Source organism: Bradyrhizobium yuanmingense (assembly GCF_025200905.1).
Classification (GTDB): domain Bacteria; phylum Pseudomonadota; class Alphaproteobacteria; order Rhizobiales; family Xanthobacteraceae; genus Bradyrhizobium; species Bradyrhizobium yuanmingense.
This window is the reverse complement of record NZ_CP104173.1, coordinates 7202045-7223685: the sequence shown is the minus strand read 5'-3', so window position 1 is coordinate 7223685 and position 21641 is coordinate 7202045. Positions and strand designations below refer to the sequence as shown.

Annotated in this window: 18 protein-coding genes; 13 read left to right on the top strand and 5 right to left on the bottom strand. The window is 65.2% G+C overall.

Translation table 11 applies throughout. From position 1 onward, the window contains the following. The first annotated feature begins 22 nt into the window (after positions 1–22). The 3 genes from N2605_RS33485 (at position 23) to N2605_RS33475 (ending at position 3569) form a co-directional block, all read left to right on the top strand. A complete protein-coding gene (locus tag N2605_RS33485) occupies positions 23–532 on the top strand; it encodes an OsmC family protein (protein ID WP_225134727.1) in 510 nt (169 codons plus the stop codon). A gap of 184 nt (positions 533–716) precedes the next feature. Further along, the gene (locus tag N2605_RS33480) at positions 717–1526 is read left to right on the top strand and encodes a hypothetical protein (protein ID WP_260345079.1); all 810 of its coding nucleotides are present in this window, start codon (positions 717–719) and stop codon (positions 1524–1526) included. A gap of 366 nt (positions 1527–1892) precedes the next feature. Next, complete coding sequence (locus N2605_RS33475; protein ID WP_225113301.1) at positions 1893–3569, top strand: methyl-accepting chemotaxis protein; 1677 nt, start codon at positions 1893–1895, stop codon at positions 3567–3569. 120 nt (positions 3570–3689) lie between these two features. Here N2605_RS33475 and mutS read toward each other — a convergent pair whose 3' ends face one another. Continuing rightward, positions 3690–6428 carry a DNA mismatch repair protein MutS gene (gene mutS / locus N2605_RS33470; RefSeq protein ID WP_260345078.1) on the bottom strand — a complete coding sequence of 913 codons (2739 nt, stop codon included), beginning with the start codon at positions 6426–6428 and terminating at the stop codon, positions 3690–3692. A gap of 320 nt (positions 6429–6748) precedes the next feature. Between mutS and pcaF the strand changes: the two genes are divergently transcribed. The 6 genes from pcaF (at position 6749) to N2605_RS33440 (ending at position 13461) form a co-directional block, all read left to right on the top strand. Then, the gene (pcaF, locus tag N2605_RS33465; RefSeq protein ID WP_260345077.1) at positions 6749–7957 is read left to right on the top strand and encodes a 3-oxoadipyl-CoA thiolase; all 1209 of its coding nucleotides are present in this window, start codon (positions 6749–6751) and stop codon (positions 7955–7957) included. 98 nt (positions 7958–8055) lie between these two features. Then, on the top strand, positions 8056–8949 hold the full coding sequence (locus tag N2605_RS33460; RefSeq protein ID WP_260345076.1) for a dioxygenase family protein: 894 nt from the start codon (positions 8056–8058) through the stop codon (positions 8947–8949). Between the two features lie 123 nt (positions 8950–9072). Beyond that, a complete protein-coding gene (gene pcaH, locus N2605_RS33455; protein ID WP_036023956.1) occupies positions 9073–9774 on the top strand; it encodes a protocatechuate 3,4-dioxygenase subunit beta in 702 nt (233 codons plus the stop codon). After that, a complete protein-coding gene (gene pcaG / locus N2605_RS33450) occupies positions 9775–10377 on the top strand; it encodes a protocatechuate 3,4-dioxygenase subunit alpha (RefSeq protein WP_260345075.1) in 603 nt (200 codons plus the stop codon). 263 nt (positions 10378–10640) lie between these two features. Continuing rightward, positions 10641–12329: a methyl-accepting chemotaxis protein gene (locus N2605_RS33445; protein ID WP_260345074.1), complete on the top strand. Its 1689-nt coding sequence runs from the start codon at positions 10641–10643 to the stop codon at positions 12327–12329. 70 nt (positions 12330–12399) lie between these two features. Beyond that, the gene (locus tag N2605_RS33440; protein WP_260345073.1) at positions 12400–13461 is read left to right on the top strand and encodes an ecdysteroid 22-kinase family protein; all 1062 of its coding nucleotides are present in this window, start codon (positions 12400–12402) and stop codon (positions 13459–13461) included. A gap of 64 nt (positions 13462–13525) precedes the next feature. Here the strand turns inward: N2605_RS33440 and N2605_RS33435 are convergent, their stop codons facing one another. Genes N2605_RS33435 through N2605_RS33425 form a run of 3 tightly spaced genes read right to left on the bottom strand, consistent with a single transcriptional unit; the run spans position 13526 to position 16737 of the window. Beyond that, complete coding sequence (locus N2605_RS33435) at positions 13526–15082, bottom strand: MDR family MFS transporter (RefSeq protein ID WP_249782035.1); 1557 nt, start codon at positions 15080–15082, stop codon at positions 13526–13528. A gap of 16 nt (positions 15083–15098) precedes the next feature. Then, positions 15099–16262, bottom strand: coding sequence for an HlyD family secretion protein (locus tag N2605_RS33430; RefSeq protein ID WP_036023947.1), 1164 nt, complete (start codon positions 16260–16262; stop codon positions 15099–15101). Further along, on the bottom strand, positions 16255–16737 hold the full coding sequence (locus N2605_RS33425) for a MarR family winged helix-turn-helix transcriptional regulator (protein ID WP_260345072.1): 483 nt from the start codon (positions 16735–16737) through the stop codon (positions 16255–16257). Before N2605_RS33425 ends, N2605_RS33430 begins: the two co-directional genes overlap by 8 nt. Positions 16738–16892: 155 nt before the next feature. Between N2605_RS33425 and N2605_RS33420 the strand changes: the two genes are divergently transcribed. The 4 genes from N2605_RS33420 to N2605_RS33405 all read left to right on the top strand — a co-directional run bounded on the left by N2605_RS33420 (position 16893) and on the right by N2605_RS33405 (position 20718). Beyond that, a complete protein-coding gene (locus N2605_RS33420) occupies positions 16893–17387 on the top strand; it encodes a Fur family transcriptional regulator (RefSeq protein ID WP_036002259.1) in 495 nt (164 codons plus the stop codon). A 36-nt stretch (positions 17388–17423) separates the two neighbouring features. Continuing rightward, the gene (locus N2605_RS33415) at positions 17424–18377 is read left to right on the top strand and encodes a DMT family transporter (RefSeq protein WP_225171960.1); all 954 of its coding nucleotides are present in this window, start codon (positions 17424–17426) and stop codon (positions 18375–18377) included. A gap of 13 nt (positions 18378–18390) precedes the next feature. Next, the gene (gene ispG, locus N2605_RS33410) at positions 18391–19674 is read left to right on the top strand and encodes a flavodoxin-dependent (E)-4-hydroxy-3-methylbut-2-enyl-diphosphate synthase (RefSeq protein ID WP_128266114.1); all 1284 of its coding nucleotides are present in this window, start codon (positions 18391–18393) and stop codon (positions 19672–19674) included. A 147-nt stretch (positions 19675–19821) separates the two neighbouring features. Next, positions 19822–20718: a TauD/TfdA dioxygenase family protein gene (locus N2605_RS33405; RefSeq protein ID WP_260345071.1), complete on the top strand. Its 897-nt coding sequence runs from the start codon at positions 19822–19824 to the stop codon at positions 20716–20718. A 99-nt stretch (positions 20719–20817) separates the two neighbouring features. On the opposite strand, the gene N2605_RS33400 is transcribed toward N2605_RS33405, so the two are convergent. Continuing rightward, the gene (locus N2605_RS33400) at positions 20818–21573 is read right to left on the bottom strand and encodes an outer membrane protein (protein ID WP_260345070.1); all 756 of its coding nucleotides are present in this window, start codon (positions 21571–21573) and stop codon (positions 20818–20820) included. Between the last annotated feature and the right edge of the window lie 68 nt (positions 21574–21641).

The window sequence follows — 21641 nt, the reverse complement described above, 5'->3', positions numbered from 1 at the left end:
GATATCCCCGGGAGAGAACAAGATGGACGCTGCAGAGCTGCGCCAGATGCAGGCCCCGATCAAGGAGCGCTACAAGACCGATCCCAAGGCTGCGCTGATCACGCTGAAGGCCAAGGGCTCCACCGATAGCGAAGGCATTGCGTGCAAGGTCGAGACCGGCCGCGCTATCGCGATGGCCGGCCTGCATCCGGGCACAGGCGGTTCCGGCCTCGAGCTTTGCTCCGGCGACATGCTGCTCGAAGCCCTGGTCGCCTGTGCCGGCGTCACGCTGAAATCGGTCGCGACCGCGATCGAGGTGCCCTTGAAGACCGGCAACGTCTATGCCGAGGGCGATCTCGATTTCCGCGGCACGCTGGGCGTCGACAAGGAAACCCCGGTCGGTTTCGCCGAGATCCGTCTCCGCTTCGAGGTCGACACGTCAGCGCCGCAGGACAAGCTCGATCTGCTGCTCAAGCTCACCGAGCGGTATTGCGTGGTCTATCAGACCATCAAGAACGGCCCGAAGGTTTCGGTGTCGATGCAAAGGATGTAAGACGCAGGTCGTCATTCCACCGAATGGTGTCGTCCCGGGGCGCGCCGCTTGGCGCGAGCCCGGGACCCATAATCCCCGGCCGTCGGGATTTTCGGACGGTCGTTGCTCCTAGCTCTTAAGCCACCATGGCCTGTGGTTATGGATTCCGGGCTCGCACTTCGCGCGCCCCGGAATGACAGATAAAATGTCCCTCGACCTCCACTTCCTCCTCTTCCTGCTCCTGCGCATGGCGATCGCGGCGGCGTTCGTGGTGACGGCATCGATCATCACCGAACGCTCGGGACCCGTGATCGGCGCGCTGATCGCGACCCTGCCGGTCTCGGCCGGGCCGTCCTACGTCTTCCTTGCGATCGATCATGACGCCGCGTTCGTCGCCCAGGGCGCGCTGGCGAGCCTGCCGGTCAATGCGGCAACGATCTTGATGTGCCTCACTTACGTTGTGCTGTCGCAGCGGCACACTCTCGTGGTGAGCTGCGGAAGCGCTTTCGCGGTATGGATCGGGATGGCCTCGATCATCCGCCAGTTCGACTGGTCGCTCGCCGCGGGGCTCGCCGCCAATCTGATCGCGTTCGGCATCTGCATTCCACTGCTCGCGCGCTATCGCCATGCGAAGATGCCGCTGGTGACGCGCCGCTGGTACGATGTGCCGATGCGCGCTGCGCTGGTTGCGACCCTTGTCGCCATCGTGGTTTCGACATCGAGTTGGGTCGGCCCGCGCATCAGCGGCATCATTGCACTCTTTCCCGTGGTGTTCTCCAGCATCATGGTCATCCTGCATCCGCGCATCGGTGGACCGCCGACCGCTGCCGTGCTCGCCAACTCCGCCTGGGGCCTGCTCGGATTTGGCATGGCGATTGCGGTCCTGCACGTTGCAGTCGTGTGGTTCGGCTCCGCCGCCGGCTTGTGCCTCGCGCTCGCAACCTGCGTGGCATGGAATCTGACGCTGTGGAGAATAGGACGGCGCGCCTTGCGCCGCACGCGGCGGATGCCGTGAGACTACGGATATGCGCGACGCGACGTCGCGAGAAGCCGATGTGGCCCGCTCGGATCAACCGTTGAATGAGCGCCATCATTTCAAGTCCTGCCGTACTGTTCCGGTGTGAGCTCCAGCGGCTCCTCGCGCTGACATGCTGATAACCCCCGTCGAATTCCCGACAGTAAAATTAGAACTTTGTTCGAGCTTTTGCCGTAAAGAATCAGGCTGCTCGCCCGCTTCGTTGCTGTCCGACCATCGCGACGGACCTTCCAATCGGATCTGGGGGAGACGCAGATTGGAATATGTCAGCACTGCTGCGCGATCAGTTCCTCGATACTGACGACCATATCCCCCTTCGGCTCAATTCGAGATGGAGATTTCCTGATGTTCGGCCGTAAATTCCACACTGATGCACAATCGCGGCTCGATGCCATCGGCCGTTCGCAGGCGATGATCGAGTTCAATCTTGATGGGACGATCATCACGGCCAACAAGAATTTTCTCGACGCACTCGGCTACCGTCTCGAGGAGATCCAGGGCAAGCATCACTCGATGTTTGTGCCGGCCGACCAGCGCGACAGCGCCGAGTACAAGGCGTTTTGGGCCGCATTGAACCGTGGCGAGTATCAGGCGCGCGAGTTCAAGCGGATCGCGAAAGACGGCCGCGAGGTCTGGATCGAAGCATCCTACAATCCGGTGCTCGACGGCAACGGCAAGACGGTGATGGTCGCCAAGATTGCGACCGACATCACCGAGAAGAAGATCCGCAGCATGACGGACGCCTCCAAGATCGCTGCCATCAGCCGCGCCCAGGCCGTCATCGAGTTCAAGCTCGACGGCACCATCCTCTCGGCCAACGAGAATTTCTGCAAGGCGCTCGGCTATTCGCTCGACGAGATCAAGGGCAAGCATCACAGCCTGTTCGTGGCCGAGGCCGACCGAAACAGCCCGGCCTATCGCGAATTCTGGGCCGCGCTCAACCGCGGCGAATACCAAGCCGGCGAGTTCAAGCGGATCGGCAAGGGCGGCCGCGAGGTCTGGATCCTTGCCTCCTACAATCCGTTGCTCGACGAAAACGGCAAGCCGTACGGCGTGGTCAAGTTCGCGACCGACGTCACCGCGGAGAAGCTGAAGAATGCCGATCTCGCCGGCCAGATCGCGGCGATCGACAAGGCCCAGGCCGTGATCGAGTTCAACATGGACGGCACGATCATCACCGCCAACGCCAACTTCCTCGGCGCGCTCGGCTATTCGCTGGCCGAGATCAAGGGCCGCCACCACAGCATGTTCGTCGAGCCCTCCGAGCGCGACGGTGCCGGCTATCGCGAGTTCTGGGCCGCGCTCAATCGTGGCGAGTACCAGGCGGCGGAGTACAAGCGCATCGGCAAGGGCGGCAAGGAGGTCTACATCCAGGCCTCCTACAACCCGATCCTCGACCTCAACGGCAAGCCGTTCAAGGTCGTGAAATACGCCACCGACGTCACCAAGCAGGTCCTGGTCCGCATGGGCAACGAGCGCGTGCGGGGCATGATGGAATCGGTCGCCGCCGGCTCGGAGGAGCTCAACGCCTCGGTGCGGGAGATCTCCGAGGCCATGACCAAGTCGCGCGAGACCGCGATGGGCGCGGTCGAGCAGGTCGGCGCCGCCGACGCGCAGGCCCAGCGCCTCACCGAGGCCGCGCAGGCGATGAGCGGCATCGTCGAGATGATCAACAACATCACTGGGCAGATCAACCTGCTCGCGCTCAACGCCACGATCGAATCGGCGCGCGCGGGCGAGGCCGGCCGCGGCTTCGCGGTGGTCGCTTCCGAGGTCAAGAGCCTCGCCAACCAGGCCAAGCAGGCGACCGACAAGATCGGCCAGGAGATCGGCAGCCTCAACAGCATCTCCGGCGACGTCGTCAGCGCGCTCGGCTCGATCAAGCAGGCGATCAACAATGTCAGCGAGTACGTGACCTCGACCGCCGCCGCGATCGAGGAGCAGAGCACGGTGACCAACGAGATGTCGACCAGCATGCAGCGCGCCGCCGCGGAAGCCGCGGCGATCGCGGCGCGGGGCTAGGCCGGGCTCGGAATTGCAGGGTGGGCAAAGGTGCGCTCTTTGCGCGCCGTGCCCACCATCTCTCCCCGATCGCTTCATGGAGCGGTGGGCACGCTCCGCTTCGCCCACCCTACGGCACCGTCACTGCTTCGGCAGTTTCGCCTTCAGCGCATACAGAGCATCGAGCGCCTCGCGCGGCGACATCTCGTCGGGGTGCAGCGCCTTCACCGCCTCCATCAGCAGCTCCGCTTCGCTCGGCGGCGCGGCTTCAGTGGCGGCGCGTGAGGGCACTGCGAACAGCGGCAGATCGTCCACCAGGGCTCGCGCGGTCTGGCCGCGGTCCTGTGCCTCCAGCTTGGACAGCACCGACTTGGCGCGCGTGATCACCGCCGGCGGCAGGCCCGCGAGTTTCGCCACCTGGATGCCGTAGGAGCGGTCGGCCGAGCCCGGCAGCACCTCGTGCAGGAACACGACGTTGCCCTGCCATTCCTTCACCCGCACCGTGGCGTTGAACATCCGCGGCAGTTTCGCCGCGAGCGCGGTCAGCTCGTGATAATGCGTCGCGAACAAGGTTCGGCAGCGGTTGCTCTCGTGCAGATGCTCGATCGCGGCCCAGGCGATCGAGAGGCCGTCGAAGGTCGCGGTGCCGCGGCCGATCTCATCCAGGATGACGAGCGAGCGCTCGCCGGCCTGGTTCAGGATCGCCGCGGTCTCGACCATCTCCACCATGAAGGTGGAGCGGCCGCGGGCGAGATCGTCGGCGGCGCCGACGCGCGAGAACAGGCGGTCGACGATGCCGATCCGCGCCCGCGTCGCCGGCACGAAGCTGCCGATCTGGGCCATCAAGGCGATCAGCGCGTTCTGGCGCAGGAAGGTCGATTTACCGGCCATGTTGGGACCGGTGAGCAGCCAGAGCTGGCCTGACTTCTGCGCCGGCGCGGGAGAGAGGTCGCAGGCATTGGCGATGAACGGCTCGCCGTTGCGCTTGAGCGCCTGCTCGACCACGGGATGGCGGCCGGCCTCGATCGCAAAGCTGAGCGAGCCGTCGACCTCGGGCCGCTCATAGTTCTCGTCCACGGCGAGCTTGGCCAGCGAGGTCGCGACGTCGAGCAGCGCAAAGCCCTGCGCCGCGGCGCGCAGATCGTCGCTAATCGCGAGCGCCTTGCCGCAGAGCCGCTCGAAGATCTCGAGCTCGAGGCCGAGCGCGCGGTCGCCGGCATTGGCGATCTTGGCCTCGATCTCCCCTAACTCGGCGGTGGTGAAGCGCACCTGTCCCGCCAGCGTCTGGCGATGGATGAAGGTCGCGTTCAGCGGCGGCGACATCAGCTTGTCGCCGTGCTGGGCGGTGACCTCGACGAAATAGCCGAGCACGTTGTTGTGCCGGATCTTGAGACCCTTGACGGAGGTCGCATCGGCGTAGCGCGCCTGCATCGAGGCGACCACGAGGCGCGAGGCATCGCGCAGGTTGCGCGCTTCGTCGAGCGCCGGCTCGTAGCCCTGGCGCACGAAGCCGCCGTCGCGCTTGATCAGCGGCAGCTGCTCGTCGAGCGCGCTGGCGAACTCGGCTGCGAGGGCGCGCGACGGCCGCTGCAGCGCCGCCATCACCGCCGCGATTTCCTGCGGCGGCTGATCCATTTCGGCGAGCCGCGTCAGCACCTGGTCGGCGGCGATGATGCCGTCGCGGATGCCGGCGAGGTCGCGCGGCCCGCCGCGGCCGACCGAGAGTCTGGCCAGAGCGCGCGACATGTCGGGCGCGCCGCGCAGGATGCTGCGGATGTCCTCGCGCGCGGCGGAATCGGCCACGAAGGTGCTGACCGCGTCTAGCCGCCGCGCGATCGCCGGCGCATCGGTCAGCGGCGCCGCCAGACGCTGCGCCAGCAGGCGGGAGCCTGCCGAGGTCACGGTGCAGTCGATCGCGTCGAGCAGCGAGCCGCGGCGTTCGCCGGCGAGCGTCCGCGTCAGCTCGAGATTGGCGCGCGTCGCCGGATCGATCGCCATGGTCGCACCCGAGGCTTCGCGCGCGGGCGGCGAGAGCGGCGGATGCTTGCCGACCTGGGTGCGGTCGACATAGGTGACGGCGGCGGCCGCCGCGGTGGCCTCCAGTCGCGTCAGCTGCGCGAGCCCGTCCATGGTCGCGACGGCAAAGTAGTCGCAGAGCCGCTTCTCGGCGGTGGCGCCGTCGAAGACGTCGCGGGTCAGCGGTGTCACCGCCGGCAGCTCGCGCAAGGTCTGGCCGAGCTCGTTGTCGCCAAAGAGCGCGTCGGTGACGATCGCCTCGTTCGGGTTGATGCGCGCCAGCGTCGCGGCGAGCTCGCCGCCCGAGACCTCGGTGACCATGAATTCGGCCGTCGAGATGTCGATCCAGGCAAGGCCGAAGCGGTCGCCGCCGGCGGAGGAGCGGGCGCGCGCGATCGCCAGCAGGTAATTATTGGCGCGTGCATCCAGCAGCGTGTCCTCGGTCAGCGTGCCCGGCGTCACTAGCCGCACCACGCCGCGGCGCACCACGCTCTTGTTGCCGCGCGCTTTCGCCGCCGCGGGATCCTCGGTCTGCTCGCAGACCGCGACCCGGTGCCCGGCGTTGATGAGACGATGCAGATAATCCTCTGAGCGCTCGACCGGCACGCCGCACATCGGGATATCCGCGCCCTGGTGCTTGCCGCGCTTGGTCAGGACGATGCCGAGCGTCTTTGAAGCGATCTCGGCATCCTCGAAGAACAATTCGTAGAAGTCGCCCATCCGGTAGAACAGCAGCAAGCCCTGATGCGCTGCCTTGATCTCCAGATACTGCTCCATCATCGGCGTGACGCGCGCGGCAGCCTCGGCCTGCGGCGCGGGCGGTTCGTCGGCGGGCGGAACTTGTATCGGCTGTTGCATCGTCATGGGCGGCGCAACCTACAAAATTTCGGCACCTGCTCCTATTTGCTTTGCCGGGGAAGCGAAGGTTTTCCACGTTGTCCGTGTAGCGCATGCGGCTGCCACATTTTCCGCCGTCATTCCGGAATGCGCCGGAACGGCGCAGGCCCGGAATCCATCGGGCCGCACGTCACGCCGACAAATGGATTCCGGGTTCGCGCCAAATGGCGCGCCCCGGAATGACGTCTGTCCCGCGAAACCGTCAATTGACCTGCCGCGGGCGCCCTCCTAAAACTCCGCCGACATTGAAGAATTTGGCCGGATCGCGGCATTCAGGGAGAACAACGATGCGTGACGTCTTTATCTGCGATGCCGTGCGGACCCCGATCGGCCGTTTCGGCGGCTCGCTCGCCAAGGTGCGCGCCGACGATCTCGCCGCCGCCCCGATCAAGGCGCTGATGGCCAAGCACCCCAATCTCGATTGGGCACAGGTGGACGAGGTGTTCTTCGGCTGCGCCAACCAGGCCGGCGAGGACAATCGCAACGTCGCGCGCATGGCGCTGCTGCTGGCGGGCCTGCCGGATTCGGTTCCCGGCCAGACTCTGAACCGGCTCTGCGCCTCGGGCCTCGATGCGGTCGGCGCCGCGGGCCGCGCCATTCGTTCCGGCGAGATCGATCTCGCGATTGCCGGCGGCGTCGAATCGATGACCCGCGCGCCCTTCGTGATGGGCAAGGCGCAGGAAGCCTTCTCGCGCTCGGCCGAAATCTTCGACACCACGATCGGCTGGCGCTTCATCAATCCGCTGCTGAAGGCGCAGTATGGCGTCGATGCGATGCCGGAGACCGGCGAGAACGTCGCCGAGGAGTTCCAGGTCTCGCGCGCGGACCAGGACGCCTTCGCCATCCGCTCGCAGCAGCGCGCAGGCGCTGCGATCGCGGCGGGGTATTTCGCCGAGGAAATCACGCCCATCACCATTCCCGGCGGCAAGGCCGGCCCGATCACCATCGACAAGGACGAGCATCCGCGTCCTGAGACCACGCTGGAAGGTTTGGCAAAACTGAAGCCGATCGTGCGCAATCCCGGCACCGTCACGGCCGGCAACGCCTCCGGCGTCAATGACGGCGCCGCCGCCATGATCCTGGCCTCGGAAGCCGCGGTCAGGAAGCACGGCCTGACGCCCCGCGCCCGCATCCTCGGGCTCGCCTCGGCCGGCGTGCCGCCGCGGATCATGGGCATCGGCCCGGTGCCGGCGACCCGCAAGCTGATGGAGCGCCTCGGCAAGAGGATCAGCGATTTCGACCTGATCGAGCTGAACGAAGCCTTCGCCTCGCAAGGCATCGCCTGCATGCGCCAGCTCGGCGTCGCCGATGACGCCGATTTCGTCAATCCGCATGGCGGTGCCATCGCGCTCGGCCATCCGCTCGGCATGAGCGGCGCCCGCCTCGCGCTCACCGCCGTGCACGGCATGGAGAAGCGCGGCGGCAAGCTCGCGCTCGCCACCATGTGCGTCGGCGTCGGTCAGGGCGTCGCCGTTGCGATCGAGAAGCTGAATTGAACTCTCTCCTTCGCCTCTCCCCGCTCTTTGCGGGGAGAGGCGAAGTGCCCGGGCTCGCGCATTTCTCTCGCGTTCCGGAAAGACAGGGAGAATAGTCTGTGATCATCGAGCGCGAGAAGGACGTCACGGCCGCGGCCCTGGCGGTAATGGAGCGGACATCCGATCCGCGGCTGCGCGAGATCATGCTCTCCCTGGTCAAGCATTTGCATGCCTTCGTCCGCGATGTCAGGCTGACCGAGAAGGAGTTCCGCGACGCCGCGGCGATCGTGGCCGAGCTCGGCAAGCTGACCACCGACACGCATAACGAAGTCGTGCTGATGGCGGGGTCGCTCGGCGTCTCCTCGCTGGTGTGCCTGCTCAACAACGGCGATCAGGGCAATACGGAGACCGATCAATCATTGCTCGGCCCGTTCTGGCGGTTGAATTCGCCCCGGGTCGAGAATGGCGGATCGATCGTGCGCTCGGAGACACCGGGAGCCACGCTGTTCGTCAGCGGCCGCGTCGTCGATCAGGGCGGCCGGCCGGTCGCCGGTGCCGAGGTCGATGTCTGGCACGCCTCGCCGGTCGGCCTCTACGAGAACCAGGACCCCGAGCAGGCCGACATGAACCTGCGCGGCAAGTTCACGACCGATTCCGACGGGCGCTTTTCCTTCCGCTCGGTGATGATGGTCGGCTATCCCATTCCGACCGATGGTGTCGTCGGCCGCCTGCTCGCGGCGCAGGCCCGCCACCCCTATCGTCCCGCGCATCTGCACGCCCTGATCTTCAAGCCGGGATTCAAGGTGCTGATCTCGCAGGTCTATGATCCCAGCGACCCCCATATCGACAGCGACGTGCAGTTCGGTGTGACGCAGGCGCTGATCGGCAAGTTCGTGCGCCACGATACGCCGCATCCGACGGCGAAGGACGCCTCATTGCCTTGGTATTCGCTCGACCATACCTACCGGCTCGAGGCCGGAGAGGCCGTGCTTCCGCGTGCGCCGATCAGGTAGCAGCGGCCGGCTGCCATGCGCGGGAACGCCGCCAAACCGGCTTTCCCAAATTAGTTATATCCTATAATGATTGGCGGAAGAGTTGACCGGCCGGACCGAAAACGGCCGGGGAGGAGTTCGCCAATGACATTCATCTATCCCACCGGCAGCAACGCGGCGCATCCGCTGCCGCTGTCGCCCGACTACAAGAGCTCGATCAAGCGCGCGCCGAACAAGCCCTTGATTCCGATGCCCCATACGCTGTCGGAGCTGACCGGGCCGGTCTACGGCCACGAGACCGTGCGCGAGGGCGACAACGACCTCACCCGCCAGCACGCGGGCGAGCCGCTCGGCGAGCGCATCATCGTGCATGGCCATGTGCGCGACGAGGACGGCCGCGGCGTGCCGAACTCGCTCGTCGAGATCTGGCAGGCCAATTCCTGCGGCCGTTATGTCCACGTCCGTGATCAGCATCCGGCGCCGCTCGATCCGAATTTCACCGGCGCGGGCCGCACCGTGAGCGATGCGTCCGGCTATTATCGCTTCGTGACGATCAAGCCTGGCGCCTACCCTTGGGGCAATCACCACAATGCCTGGCGTCCAGCGCACATCCATCTGTCGGTGTTCGGCCATTCCTTCGTCACGCGCCTGGTGACGCAGATGTATTTCCCGAACGACCCCTTGTTCCCGTTCGACCCGATCTTCAACTCGGTGCCGGACGAGAAGGCGCGGGCGCGGATGGTCTCGTCGTTCGACTTGGAGAATACCCAGCCCGAATGGGCGCTGTGCTACCGCTTTGACATCGTGCTGCGCGGCAAGGACGCCACCCCTATGGAGAGCCATTAAGTGCAAGAGTCCGTGAAGCCCGACGGGATCACCCCATCGCAGACGGTCGGTCCGTTCTTCAAATACGGCCTGACGCCGACCGGCGAGTACGCCTGGAACGACGCGTTCACCAATTCGACGCTGACGCCCAATGTCACCGGCGATCGCATCCGCATCGAGGGCCGGGTGTTCGACGGCGACGGCGTTGCCGTCCCCGATTGCATGCTGGAGATCTGGCAGGCGGATGCGCAGGGCCGCTTTGCCGATCCCCAGGACAAGCGCGCGCTGCCGAATGCGAGCTTCCGCGGCTTTGCCCGCTGCGGCACCGACAAGGACGGCAACTATTCCTTCGAGACCATCAGGCCGGGCGCGGTGCCGGATCCTGAGGGCAAGCCGCAGGCGCCGCACATCCTGCTTGCGGTGTTTGGCCGCGGCATGCTCAGGCATCTCTACACCCGCATCTATTTCAGCGACGAGGCCGGCAACGCCGCCGATCCCGTGCTGGCGCTGGTGCCTGCCGACCGCCGCGCCACGATCACTGCGGTCGGCGAGGCCGGCAAACCGGTCTACCGGCTCGACCTGCACCTGCAGGGCGACAACGAGACGGTGTTCTTCGACGTATGAGGGCAGGGCGTGCCGGGGAGGCCTGCTCCTCGGCACACATATCTCATTCGGCGCATTGGAGCCGGTGCTGCGTTGCCGCATCAGACTCGAACGTTGATTTTGCGCGGTTGTGCGTCAGCCTCGCAGACTCAATACCGATGACTTGACGCCTAATCTCCGTATTCATGCGGGGTTCGTGAAATACAATTCCGGCGCGAATCAATCCCGTATTTACCGTAGTCGTCTAGGGTGGCCGCAGTTTCGACGCCGACCTGGATTGTTTCATGAAATTTCGTCTGTCCTTGTCCTCTGCGATCGTCGCGTTTGGCATCGTTCTCGCCATTGGTTTCGCCGCCGTTGTTTCGACCAGCCTGTACGCCCTAAAAGAGCTCAAGGTCGGCGGTCCGCTCTATTCCGACATCAAGCTCGGCAACGACCTCATCGCCGACATCCTGCCGCCGCCCGAATACATCATCGAAGCCTATCTCGAGGCGACGCTGGCCATGCGCGAGCCGGATCAGCTGGCGGCCCACGGCGAACGTCTGGTCCAGCTCCGCAAGGACTACGACGAGCGCAAGGCGTTCTGGGTCTCCTCCAGCCTTTCGGCTGACCTCAAGTCCGCGCTGGTGTCGAAATCCGATGCGGAGGTGCAGAAATTCTGGAAGGCTTCGGATCAGCTTCTGCCCGCCCTCAAGGCCAAGGACGAGGCGGCTTCCGAGCGCGTCTATGCGCAGCTCAAGGAGGCTTATACCGCGCATCGCGCCGTCATCGACAGCATCGTCGAGAGTGCTAACAAGCGGAATGCCGCCATGGAGAAGCTGGCCGCGGACCGCGACAGCGCGATGCTCTATATCCTCCTCGGCGTCTCCATCGCCGTCCTCGCCTTTGTTACCGCCGGCCTGCTGGGTGTTGCCCTCGGCGTGGTGCGCCCGATCGTGCGCATGACGGACACGATGCAGAAGCTCGCGACCGGCGATCTCGCCGCCGAGATTCCGTTCGCGCAGCGCCAGGACGAGGTCGGCTCGATGGCGGGTGCGCTTGTGGTGTTCAAGCAGGCGGCGGTCGAGAACTCCCGTCTGCGCGAGGAGCAGTTGCGGCAGGAACGGGCGGCGGCGCTCGCCAAGCGCTCCGCCCTGCACCAGATGGCCGAAACGGTCGAACGCGAGACCGGCCGCTCGGTCGATACCGCGACTGCGGCGACGCAGGGCGTGGAGCAAGCCGCCTCCGGCCTCTCTGAGATCGCAAAGTCGCTCTCTGCGCAGTCGCAGGCGGTGGCGGCGGCCTCGACCCAGGCGCTCGGCAGCTCGCAGGCCGTCTCCGCTGCGGCCGAAGAGTTGAGCGCCTCGATCCGCGAGATCACGAGCCAGGTCGCGCGGACCAGCACCGTCACCAAATCGGCCGTCGCCGGCCGCGAGCAGGCGCGTTCGACCATTCAGGCGCTGGCCGGATCGGTGAAGAAGATCGCGGAGGTCTCCGACCTCATCGGCGGCATCGCAGGCCAGACCAACCTCCTCGCGCTCAACGCGACGATCGAGGCGGCGCGCGCCGGCGAGGCCGGCCGCGGCTTCGCGGTGGTTGCCGCCGAGGTGAAGTCCCTGTCCGACCAGACTGCCAAGTCCACCGAGGAGATCGGCCGGCTGATTGCAGAGATCCAGGCCTCGACGCAGGCCGCGGTCGACGCCGTCGAGGCCATGGGAGGCCACATCATCGAGATCGACGGCGTGGCGACATCGGTCGCTGCCGCAATGGAACAGCAGGATGCCGCGACCCGGGAGATCACGCGGTCGATTTCCGAATCGGCCTCCGCCGCACAGGAGGTCTCGGCCAAGATCGGCGACGTCAGCCGCGATGCCGCCTCCGTCAACCAGCGCGCCGCGGATGTGAGGCAGGCGATCGCCGGGATGACGGCCAATCTCGATCAACTGCGCGCGATTGTTGTGCGGACGGTGCGCGACTCGACCGCCGCAGCCTGAGCCGGCGGCAGCCGCTGGTGCCCGGGCATGTGATCGTGCAGTATGACGCGGGACAGGGGCATCGTGGTTCATGACATCTCCACAATTGCCGGCGGTCGTTGAGCCCGCCCGACTGACGGCCGCGCTGCGCCGGGGCGGCGCGCTGGATGCAGGCGCCGTCCGCGAGGTGAAGGTGCTGCATCAGCGCGACACAGTGGTGTCGCATATCGTCAGGCTCGGGCTGCGCTATGTCGGCGAGTCCGCCGGTGCTCCGCAGTCGCTGATCCTCAAGACGCCCAATGCCGCTTTCGCCAAGCGCCTCGCCAATGGCGGCCGGCGCGAGGTGGGCTATTACACGCAGCTGGTGTCGCAGATGCCGCCGGGACTCGTGCCGCGCTGCTTTGATGGGCATTTCGACGAGGACAGCTTCGCCTGGCATCTGCTCCTGGAAGATCTCACCGACAGCCACGAGATCGCGACGGCCTGGCCGGTGCCGCCGTCGCGTGAGCAGACGTTCGCCATCGTCACGACGCTGGCGCGCTGGCATGCAGCCTGGTGGGACCATCCGAGCCTCGGCGAGACCCTCGGCACCTGGGCCAGCGTGGAGGACAGCGCGCAACGCATGGAGACGTTCGCGGGGCATTACGACCGCTTTGCCGATCTTCTCGGCGATCGCCTCAGCGAGGAACGGCGGATCCTCTATCGTCGGCTCATCGATCAGTCGGAGCGGCTGTCCCAGCGTTACCATTCACGCCGCCACCTCAGTATCACGCATGGCGATGCCCATGTCTGGAATTTCCTGCTGCCGCGCACGGGAATCGATGACACCGTGCGCATCTTCGATTTCGATCTTTGGAGCATCGACGTTCCGACGCACGATCTCGCCTACATGATGGCGATGCATTGGTATCCGGAACGCCGGCAGGCGCTCGAACGGCTGCTGCTCAATCTCTACCACGACACGCTGATCGAGAGCGGCATCACCGGCTATTCGCGCGGAGCGCTCGACCGCGACTATCGCTGGGCGGTGCTCTGGCAGATCACGCGGCCGGTCTGGCAGTGGAGCATCAACATCCCGCCGCTGATCTGGTGGAACAATCTGGAGCGGGCGTTTGCGGCCGTGGATGATTTGGGCTGCGAGGAGCTGTTGTAGCGCTGTTGTGTCCCGGACGCGGTGCAACGTGTAGCGCTGCGCTGCGTCCGGGGCCCGAGATCCGCTACTCCATCACCGCATGCTCCGGCCCCGCCGCCTGCTTGCGCAGCGTCGCCTTGGTCGAGCCGATCAGCAAAGCGAGCGGGATGGTGCAGAGGATGAAGAGCATCACCAGCTGGTAGTCGTGCGCGAAGGCGATGATCTGCGCCTGCACGTTGACCATTCTGTCGGCCATGGCGCGGCCGGTGTCGGTCGACAGATTGATGATGCCGCTGACGCCGGGCATCTGCAGCGCGTGGTTGAACGGGTTGATGTGCTCGGACAGGATCGCGTAGGTCCATCGCGTGCCTTGCGTCAATTGCGCGATCACGACGGAAATGCCGACCGAGCTCGCGACGTTGCGCATCAGGGTCAGCATCGCGGTGCCGTCGGTGCGCAGCTCGTTCGACAGTGTCAGGAACGCCACGGTCGAGAGCGGCACGAAGACGAGGCCGAAGCCAAAACCCTGGATGACGCTGACCGTGACGATCTCCGGCACCTGGGTCAGATCGGTCCAGCCGGTCATCTGGAACAGCGAGCCCGCCGTCAGCGTCAGGCCGCAGATGATCAGCGTGCGCGCCTCGATATAACGCATCATGCGGCCGACCAGCATCATGGCGAAGAAGGTGCCGATGCCGCGGGTCGCCAGCAGCAGGCCGGCGGTGATGATGGGATAGCCGATCACGTTCTGCATGTAGGGCGAGGCGAGTGCCATGGTCGAGAACAGGACGAGCCCCATCACGATCATGAACAGGCAGCCGGTGACGAAGTTGCGGTCCCGGAACAGGGCGAAGCGGATGAACGGGGTCGAGGTCGTGAAGGAATGCGCGAGGAAGAAGTAGAACGCGACGGCCGAGACGATGAACTCGGCGAGGATCTCGTTCGATTCCAGCCAGCCCAATTGCTCACCGCGGTCGAGCGCGAGCTGGAGCGCGCCGATCGCGACCGCCAGCGCGGCGAAGCCGAACCAGTCGAATTTGAGGCTGAAATCCTTCCTGGTCTCGTCCATGAAGACGACCAGCCCGAGCACGGTGATGATGCCGAACGGCAGGTTGACGAAGAACACCCAGTGCCAGGAATAGGTCTCGGTGAGCCAGGCTCCCAGCGACGGTCCCATGATCGGACCCATCATCACGCCCATGCCCCAGATCGCCATCGCCTTGGCGCGTTCCTGAAGCGTGTAATAGTCGAGCATGACCGATTGCGACAGCGGTACCAGCGCTGCGCCGAACACGCCCTGCAGCAGGCGGAACAGCACCATCTGGTTGATGTCCTGCGCGAGGCCGCACAGCACCGATGCCATGGTGAAGCCGGCCGAGCAGATGATGAAGATGCGCTTGCGGCCGAAGCGGTTGGCGATCCAGCCCACCGGCGCCGTCATGATCGCGGCGGCGACGATGTAGGAGGTCAGCACCCAGTTGATCTGGTCCTGCGAGGCCGACAGCGTGCCCTGCATGTAGGGGAGGGCGACATTGGCGATGGTCGTGTCGAGCGCCTGCATGATGGTCGCGGTCATGGCGCAGATCGTCACCATGTTCCGGCGCAGGCCGGGGACCATCAGGCTGGCATTGGGGCCGGACATCGCGCCAGTCCTTGTCTTATTCTTTATCCTGGCCCGCGGTCGCGGACAGGCCGAGCAGGCCGGCAAGCGACCGCCGATGACCGGTGTCGATGGTGGCGTAGACGCTCATGCCGGCTTTCAGCTTCCGCACATATTTGTCGGTCTCGTCAAAATAGATGCGGATCGGCACACGCTGCACCACCTTGACGAAATTGCCCATGGCGTTCTGCGGCGGCAGGATCGCGAATTGCGCGCCGGTGCCGGGCGAGAGCGAGCCGATCTTGCCCTTGAAGACATGGTTGGGGAACGCGTCGACCTCGAGCGTGACGGACTGGCCTTCGGTGACATAGGTGAGGTCGCTCTCCTTCGGATTGGCGTCGACCCAGGGATGGGCGACGTCGATGATGGAGAACACCGGCGTGCCGGCGGGCACATAGCGGCCGAGCTGAATCTGCTCGACCTGCGTCGCCACTCCATCCATCGGCGCGCGCAGCACGGTGTGGTCGAGGTTGCGCTGCGCGTCATCCAGCTTGGCTTTTGCCTGAGCGTAGGGCGGGAATTGCTCGAGCGGCAGATCAGGGTTGCCGAGCAGCTGGGTCTTTGCGTTGGAGAGCTGCTGCTTGATGTACTGCGCCTGCGCCCCGGCGGTGACCAGTGCGTTGGAGGCGTTGTCGAGATCGAGCTGGGAGCCGAAATTGTTCTTCACCAGCGCCTGCTTGCGCTCGACGTCGCGCTGCTTCAGATCGATGCCCTGCTGGGCGAGGCCCAACATGTCGCCGTAGATCTTGATGTTGGCGACGAGGTTGTCATAGGTCGTGCGCGCCTGCGCGAGCTGCGCCTTGGTCTCCTCGACCGCGAGGCGGAAAGGAACCGGGTCGATCTCGAACAGTTCGTCGCCGCGCTTGACCGACTGGCCTTCCTTGACGATGACTTTCAGGATCTTGCCGGAGATGTCGGGTGTCACCAGCACCTTCTGTGCGCCGACATAGGCATCGTCGGTGCCGACATAGCGACCCCCATGCAGATAGAAGGTGATGCCGCCGATGGCGACGATGACAGGCAGCACGACCAGGAGCAGGAAACGGCGATAGCGGCGCAGGCCCGCCAGCAGGCGGCGGCGCGGATCGGTGCCGGCCTTCTTGGTCGGCTTGCCGCTGTCGCTCTTCTGCTCGGGCTGCAACTTGACGACCTGATCAGCCATGGCGCTGCTCCTTGCGTGCTTGCTCCGCGCCGGATGCCTGGATCGCGGTTCGCACGTTTTCCTTGATGGTTTCGAGCTGGGTGAGGAGGCGGTGCGCGTCCGCCGGATTGATGCCGTCGAGCGCGTTCGCCGTCAGCTCCGACTTCAGGCCGCTCATGCGGCCGAGCAATTGCCGCCCGGCCTTCTTGAGGTACAGGCGCTTGACCCGGCGATCCGAAGCGTCGTTGCGGCGCTCGATCCAGTCGTTGTCGCAGAGCTTGTCGATCAGCCGTGTCAGCGTGATCGGCTGCATCTCCAGGAGCTCGGCGAGCTCGGACTGCTTCATGCCCTCGCTGCGCTCCACCTTGGCCAGCACCGCCCATTGCGCCCGGGTGATGCCGAAGCGCGAGGCCTCCTTGTCGGCATAGACGCGCAAGAGGCGATAGAGCTCACCGAGCGTGAACAGGAAATTCTGGTCGACCGACCCGCGCGTCATGAGCGTGGTCTCCAATAAGCTTGAATATTATAAGCAAGCTTATGATTAATTCACGGACCGGGGGCGCGGTGCTGTCCCGCGGGAGGAGCATGGCTGGCAGCCGGACGGCTCGTCGTGCTTTGGGTTCCCCCGCCGAAATGCTAGAAGACGGCGACATGAGCCTCGCAAAGCCGGCATTCCCCGCGCCCGACCATGATCACGGCCGCTGCACCGCGGACGCGCTTGCGCATGCCGAGGTGGTCTGCCAGCAGCGCGCGCAGAAATTCACGCCGATCCGCCGCCAGGTGTTGGGTGCCTTGCTCTCCAGCCACCGCCCGCTCGGCGCCTACGAAATCATCGACGAGCTTGCCAAGTCGATGGCGCGGCCGGCACCGATCACGATCTATCGTGCGCTCGACTTCCTGATGGCCAACGGCCTCGTGCATCGCATCGAAAGCCGCAACGCCTATCTCGCTTGCGCAGCCCACGACCACGATTCGACCTCCGCGGTGGCGTTCCTGATCTGCGAGCGCTGCGGCCTGGTCGGCGAGATCTCCTCGGCGTCCTTCGCCAAGGACCTCAACGCCGCCGCGCGCAGCTCAGGCTTCGCGCCAAAGCTGTCTGTGGTGGAGATCACGGGCGTCTGCACGCATTGTCAGAAAATGTCTTGAAGCAACAACGGCGCAAAGCCGGATTTTTGGGAAGAAATGTCCGCACCTCAAGCCATACCGTCCGCCGGCCGTCCCCTCAGTGCCGGCGCCATCGCCCTGATGCTCATGCTATGCCTGACCTGGGGATTCAACCAGATCGCGGTGAAGCTGGTGCTGCCGGACATTCCGCCGATGCTCCAGGCCACCATCCGCTCGATGGGCGCGCTGCCGGTGCTGTTCCTCATCGGCACCTTTCGCGGCGTCAAATTCTTCGAACGTGACGGCACCTGGAAGCCCGGCCTGATCGCCGGGCTGATGTTCGGCATCGAGTTCGTGTTGATCTTCCAGGGGCTGCACTTCACGTCTGCTTCTCGTGCGGTGGTGTTCCTCTACACCGCGCCGTTCTTCGTGGCGCTCGGCTCCTACCAGGTGCTCGGCGAGCGTCTCGGTGGCGCGCAATGGCTCGGCCTAGCCATCAGCTTTGCCGGCGTGGCGCTTGCGATCGGCGTGCCCCAGCCCAATGTCGATTCGCAGGTTCTGCTCGGCGATCTCATGATCGTCGGGGGCGCCGCGCTGTGGGCCGCGACGACGCTGGTTGCCAAGGGCACGCGGCTGCGCTTCGCCGCGCCCGAGAAGGCCCTGGGTTATCAGGTCGCGACCTCGATCCCGATCCTGGGGCTGGCGGCCTGGCTGTTCGGCGAATCCATCACCCACACTCCGTCGCCGCTGTCGCTCGGCCTGATGGCCTTCCAGGCGATCTGGGTGGTCGGAACCACGTTCACGCTTTGGTTCGCGCTGGTGAAGGCCTATTCGGCCAGCAAATTGTCCGCTTTTACCTTCATCACCCCTTTGTTTGGCGTGGTGGGTAGCTATTTCATCATGCATGACACCCTGAGCCTGACATTCGGGGCCGCAGCGGTCCTTGTAATTGCTGGGCTTTTTCTGGTTAACCGTCCCAGCCCATCGGTTGCGGCGCCGCGTGATGCATTGCTGAACGTCACCAAAACCTGATATTTGGACCGCCATGAACAAGCTCGAAAACCCTCTCGATTCAGACATTGCGGGCCCAGCGCCCCGGCATCGGACCACCCAGGTCAAGGTCGGCAACGTCACTGTGGGCGGCGGTGCGCCGATCGTCGTGCAGTCGATGACCAACACCGATACCGCCGATGTCGAAGGCACCATCGCCCAGGTCGCAGCGCTCGCGCGCGCCGGCTCCGAAATGGTCCGCATCACCGTGGACCGCGAGGAGGCTGCGGCCGCCGTTCCGCACATCCGCGACGGCCTCGCCAAGCGCGGCATCACTACGCCCCTGATCGGCGACTTCCACTATATCGGCCACAAGCTGCTCGCGGCCTATCCGGCCTGCGCCGAGGCCCTGGCCAAATACCGCATCAATCCCGGCAATGTCGGCTTCAAGGACAAGCGCGACACCCAGTTCGCCGACATCATCGAGATCGCGAACAAGAACAACAAGCCGGTGCGCATCGGCGCCAATTGGGGCTCGCTCGACCAGGAGCTTTTGACCAAGCTGATGGACGAGAACGCGGCCTCGCCCAACCCGCGCGACGTGCGCGCGGTGACGCGCGAGGCCATGGTGCAGTCGGCGCTGCTCTCGGCGGCGCGCGCCGAAGAGCTCGGCATGCCCAAGGACCGCATCATCCTCTCGGCAAAAGTCTCGGCGGTGCAGGATCTCATCGCGGTCTATCAGGATCTCGCGTCCCGTTCGGACTACGCCATCCATCTCGGTCTCACCGAGGCCGGCATGGGCTCGAAGGGCATCGTGGCGTCCTCGGCCGCGCTCGGCATCCTCTTGCAGCAGGGCATCGGCGACACCATCCGAATCTCGCTGACGCCCGAGCCCGGCGGCGACCGCACCCGCGAGGTGCAGGTCGGCCAGGAGCTCCTGCAGACCATGGGCTTCCGCACTTTCGTGCCGCTGGTTGCCGCCTGCCCCGGCTGCGGCCGCACCACCTCGACCACGTTCCAGGAGCTGGCCCGCTCGATCCAGGATTTCATCCGCGACGAGATGCCGACCTGGAAGACCAAATATCCCGGCGTGGAAGAGCTCAACGTCGCGGTGATGGGCTGCATCGTCAACGGCCCCGGCGAGTCCAAGCACGCCAATATCGGTATCTCGCTGCCCGGCACGGGCGAAGCGCCGGCCGCGCCCGTCTTCGTCGACGGCAAGAAGTTCCGCACGCTGCGCGGCCCGACCATCTCCGCCGACTTCAAGGCGCTGGTGATCGACTACATCGACCAGCGCTACGGCCAAGGCGCCAAGGTGCCGGCTCCTGCGGCAGAGTAGGCGCTCCTCAACATCGGAATCGTAGGGCGGGTTAGCACAGCCTAACCCGCCCTATTTTTTGCGGGCGCGAGGTGGCGGGTTACGCTTCGCTAACCCGCCCTACGTTGCTACGATGGCTCCCAATCAAAAACGATCGGGAGACACGCCATGAGCTCACTCGCCGGCAAGCAGGGCCCGCGCTATCGTCACACCGCTGAAGACGGCGCGCCGTATGAGACCATCGCCGTCGAGAAGCTCACCCCCATCATCGGCGCGGAAATCTCCGGCGTTGATATCGGCAAGCTCGTCTCGGACGATGCCCGCTCCAACCGGCAGATGGACGAGATCCATCGCGCGCTCGCCGAAAACCTCGTTATCTTCTTCCGCGACCAGCACATCACGCCGCAGCAGCATCTCGCCTTCGGCCGCAAGTTCGGCGAGCTGCATTTTCATCCCGCCGCCCCGCATGAGGACGAAGACCCCGCCTTGATGAAGATCTATGCGGACAAGAACTCGCCGCGCGCCAATGGCGAGGGCTGGCACTCCGACGTGTCCTGCGATCTCGAGCCGCCGATGGGCTCGATCCTCTACATCAAGCAATGCCCGCCCCGCGGCGGCGACACGCTGTTTGCCAACATGTACGCGGCCTATGAGGCGCTGTCGGAGCGCATGAAAGCCTATCTCGATGGCCTGACGGCGCTGCACGATGGCGAGCCGATCTATCGCGGCCTTTACGCCAACTATGGCGTCGCCGATCGTCCCTCCTATCCCCATGCCGAGCATCCCGTGGTGCGCACCCATCCGGTCACGGCTAGGAAAGCGCTCTACGTCAACCGCGGCTTCACCCGCCACATCAACGGCATCCCGCGTGACGAGAGCGATGCGATGCTCGCCTATCTCTACCAGCACGCCGAGAACCCGCTGTTCCAGTGCCGCTTCCGCTGGACCGAGAACGCCATCGCCTTCTGGGACAACCGCTGCACCCAGCACCGCGCGATGTGGGACTACTGGCCGCACACACGCTCGGGCACGCGCGTGACGGTGAAGGGAGAGAGGCCGGTCTAATGGGCCGGGCTCGGGAGACCAACATCAATCAGTCGGCTTCGCGCAAAGGAAAGCCCCGGACGCGAGACCGGGGCTTCGTTTGTCGAAGAAGTGCCAAAGTCAGTATTTGGCGACGATCGGGCCACCGAAGCGGTAATTGACGCGGGCGGTGACAATGTCGACATCCTGACGGATCGTATCCCCGCGCGTGACCCCCGGAACGATCGTCGAGCTAAAGGAGATGTCGCGATTGCCCATGAACAGGTGATCGTATTCGAGCGCCAGCGACCAGTTCGGCGCGAAACCGAATTCGATGCCGGTGCCTACGACGCCGCCCCAGCGGGTCTCGGTGGCGCGATCAAACACCAAGCCGATGCTGGTGGTCACGCCCTCGTACTTGTCGCGGGTGACCGCGGCGCCGCCCTTCACGTACCAGAGAACGTTGTTCCAGCTGTAGCCGACCTGGCCGGTGAATAGGCCGAACGCATCAACCTTGGAGCGGTTGGTGAAATTGCCGTAGAACAAGCTGGAATTGGAGCCGGTGAAGTCGGCCCAGTTGCCCTGCGCCTCAACACCGAACACCCAATTGGTGGCCTGCCAGCGATAGCCGATCTGACCACCGACGGTGGCGCCGCTCGCATCGTGGCAGCCTTCCCGGAAGGGCGGCGCAACGGTGAAGCCGGCATCGTTGTAGATGTCCCAGCACTTGTCGGCCCAGCCGCCACCGCCGTTGGCGCCGACGTAGAAGCCGCTCCAGTCGTAGATCGGGGCGATTGCGGGTGCCTTGGTGTAGGGTCGGGCTGCAAGGTCAGCAGCCGACGCCGCGCCTGTGAACAGCACCATCAGAGCGGCGGTTGCGAATGCGAGTTTCTTCATTTGACCCCGTAGACATTTAATGGACGATTCGAATTCAAACCCGGTCTAAATACCGGCTAGTTGCGCGT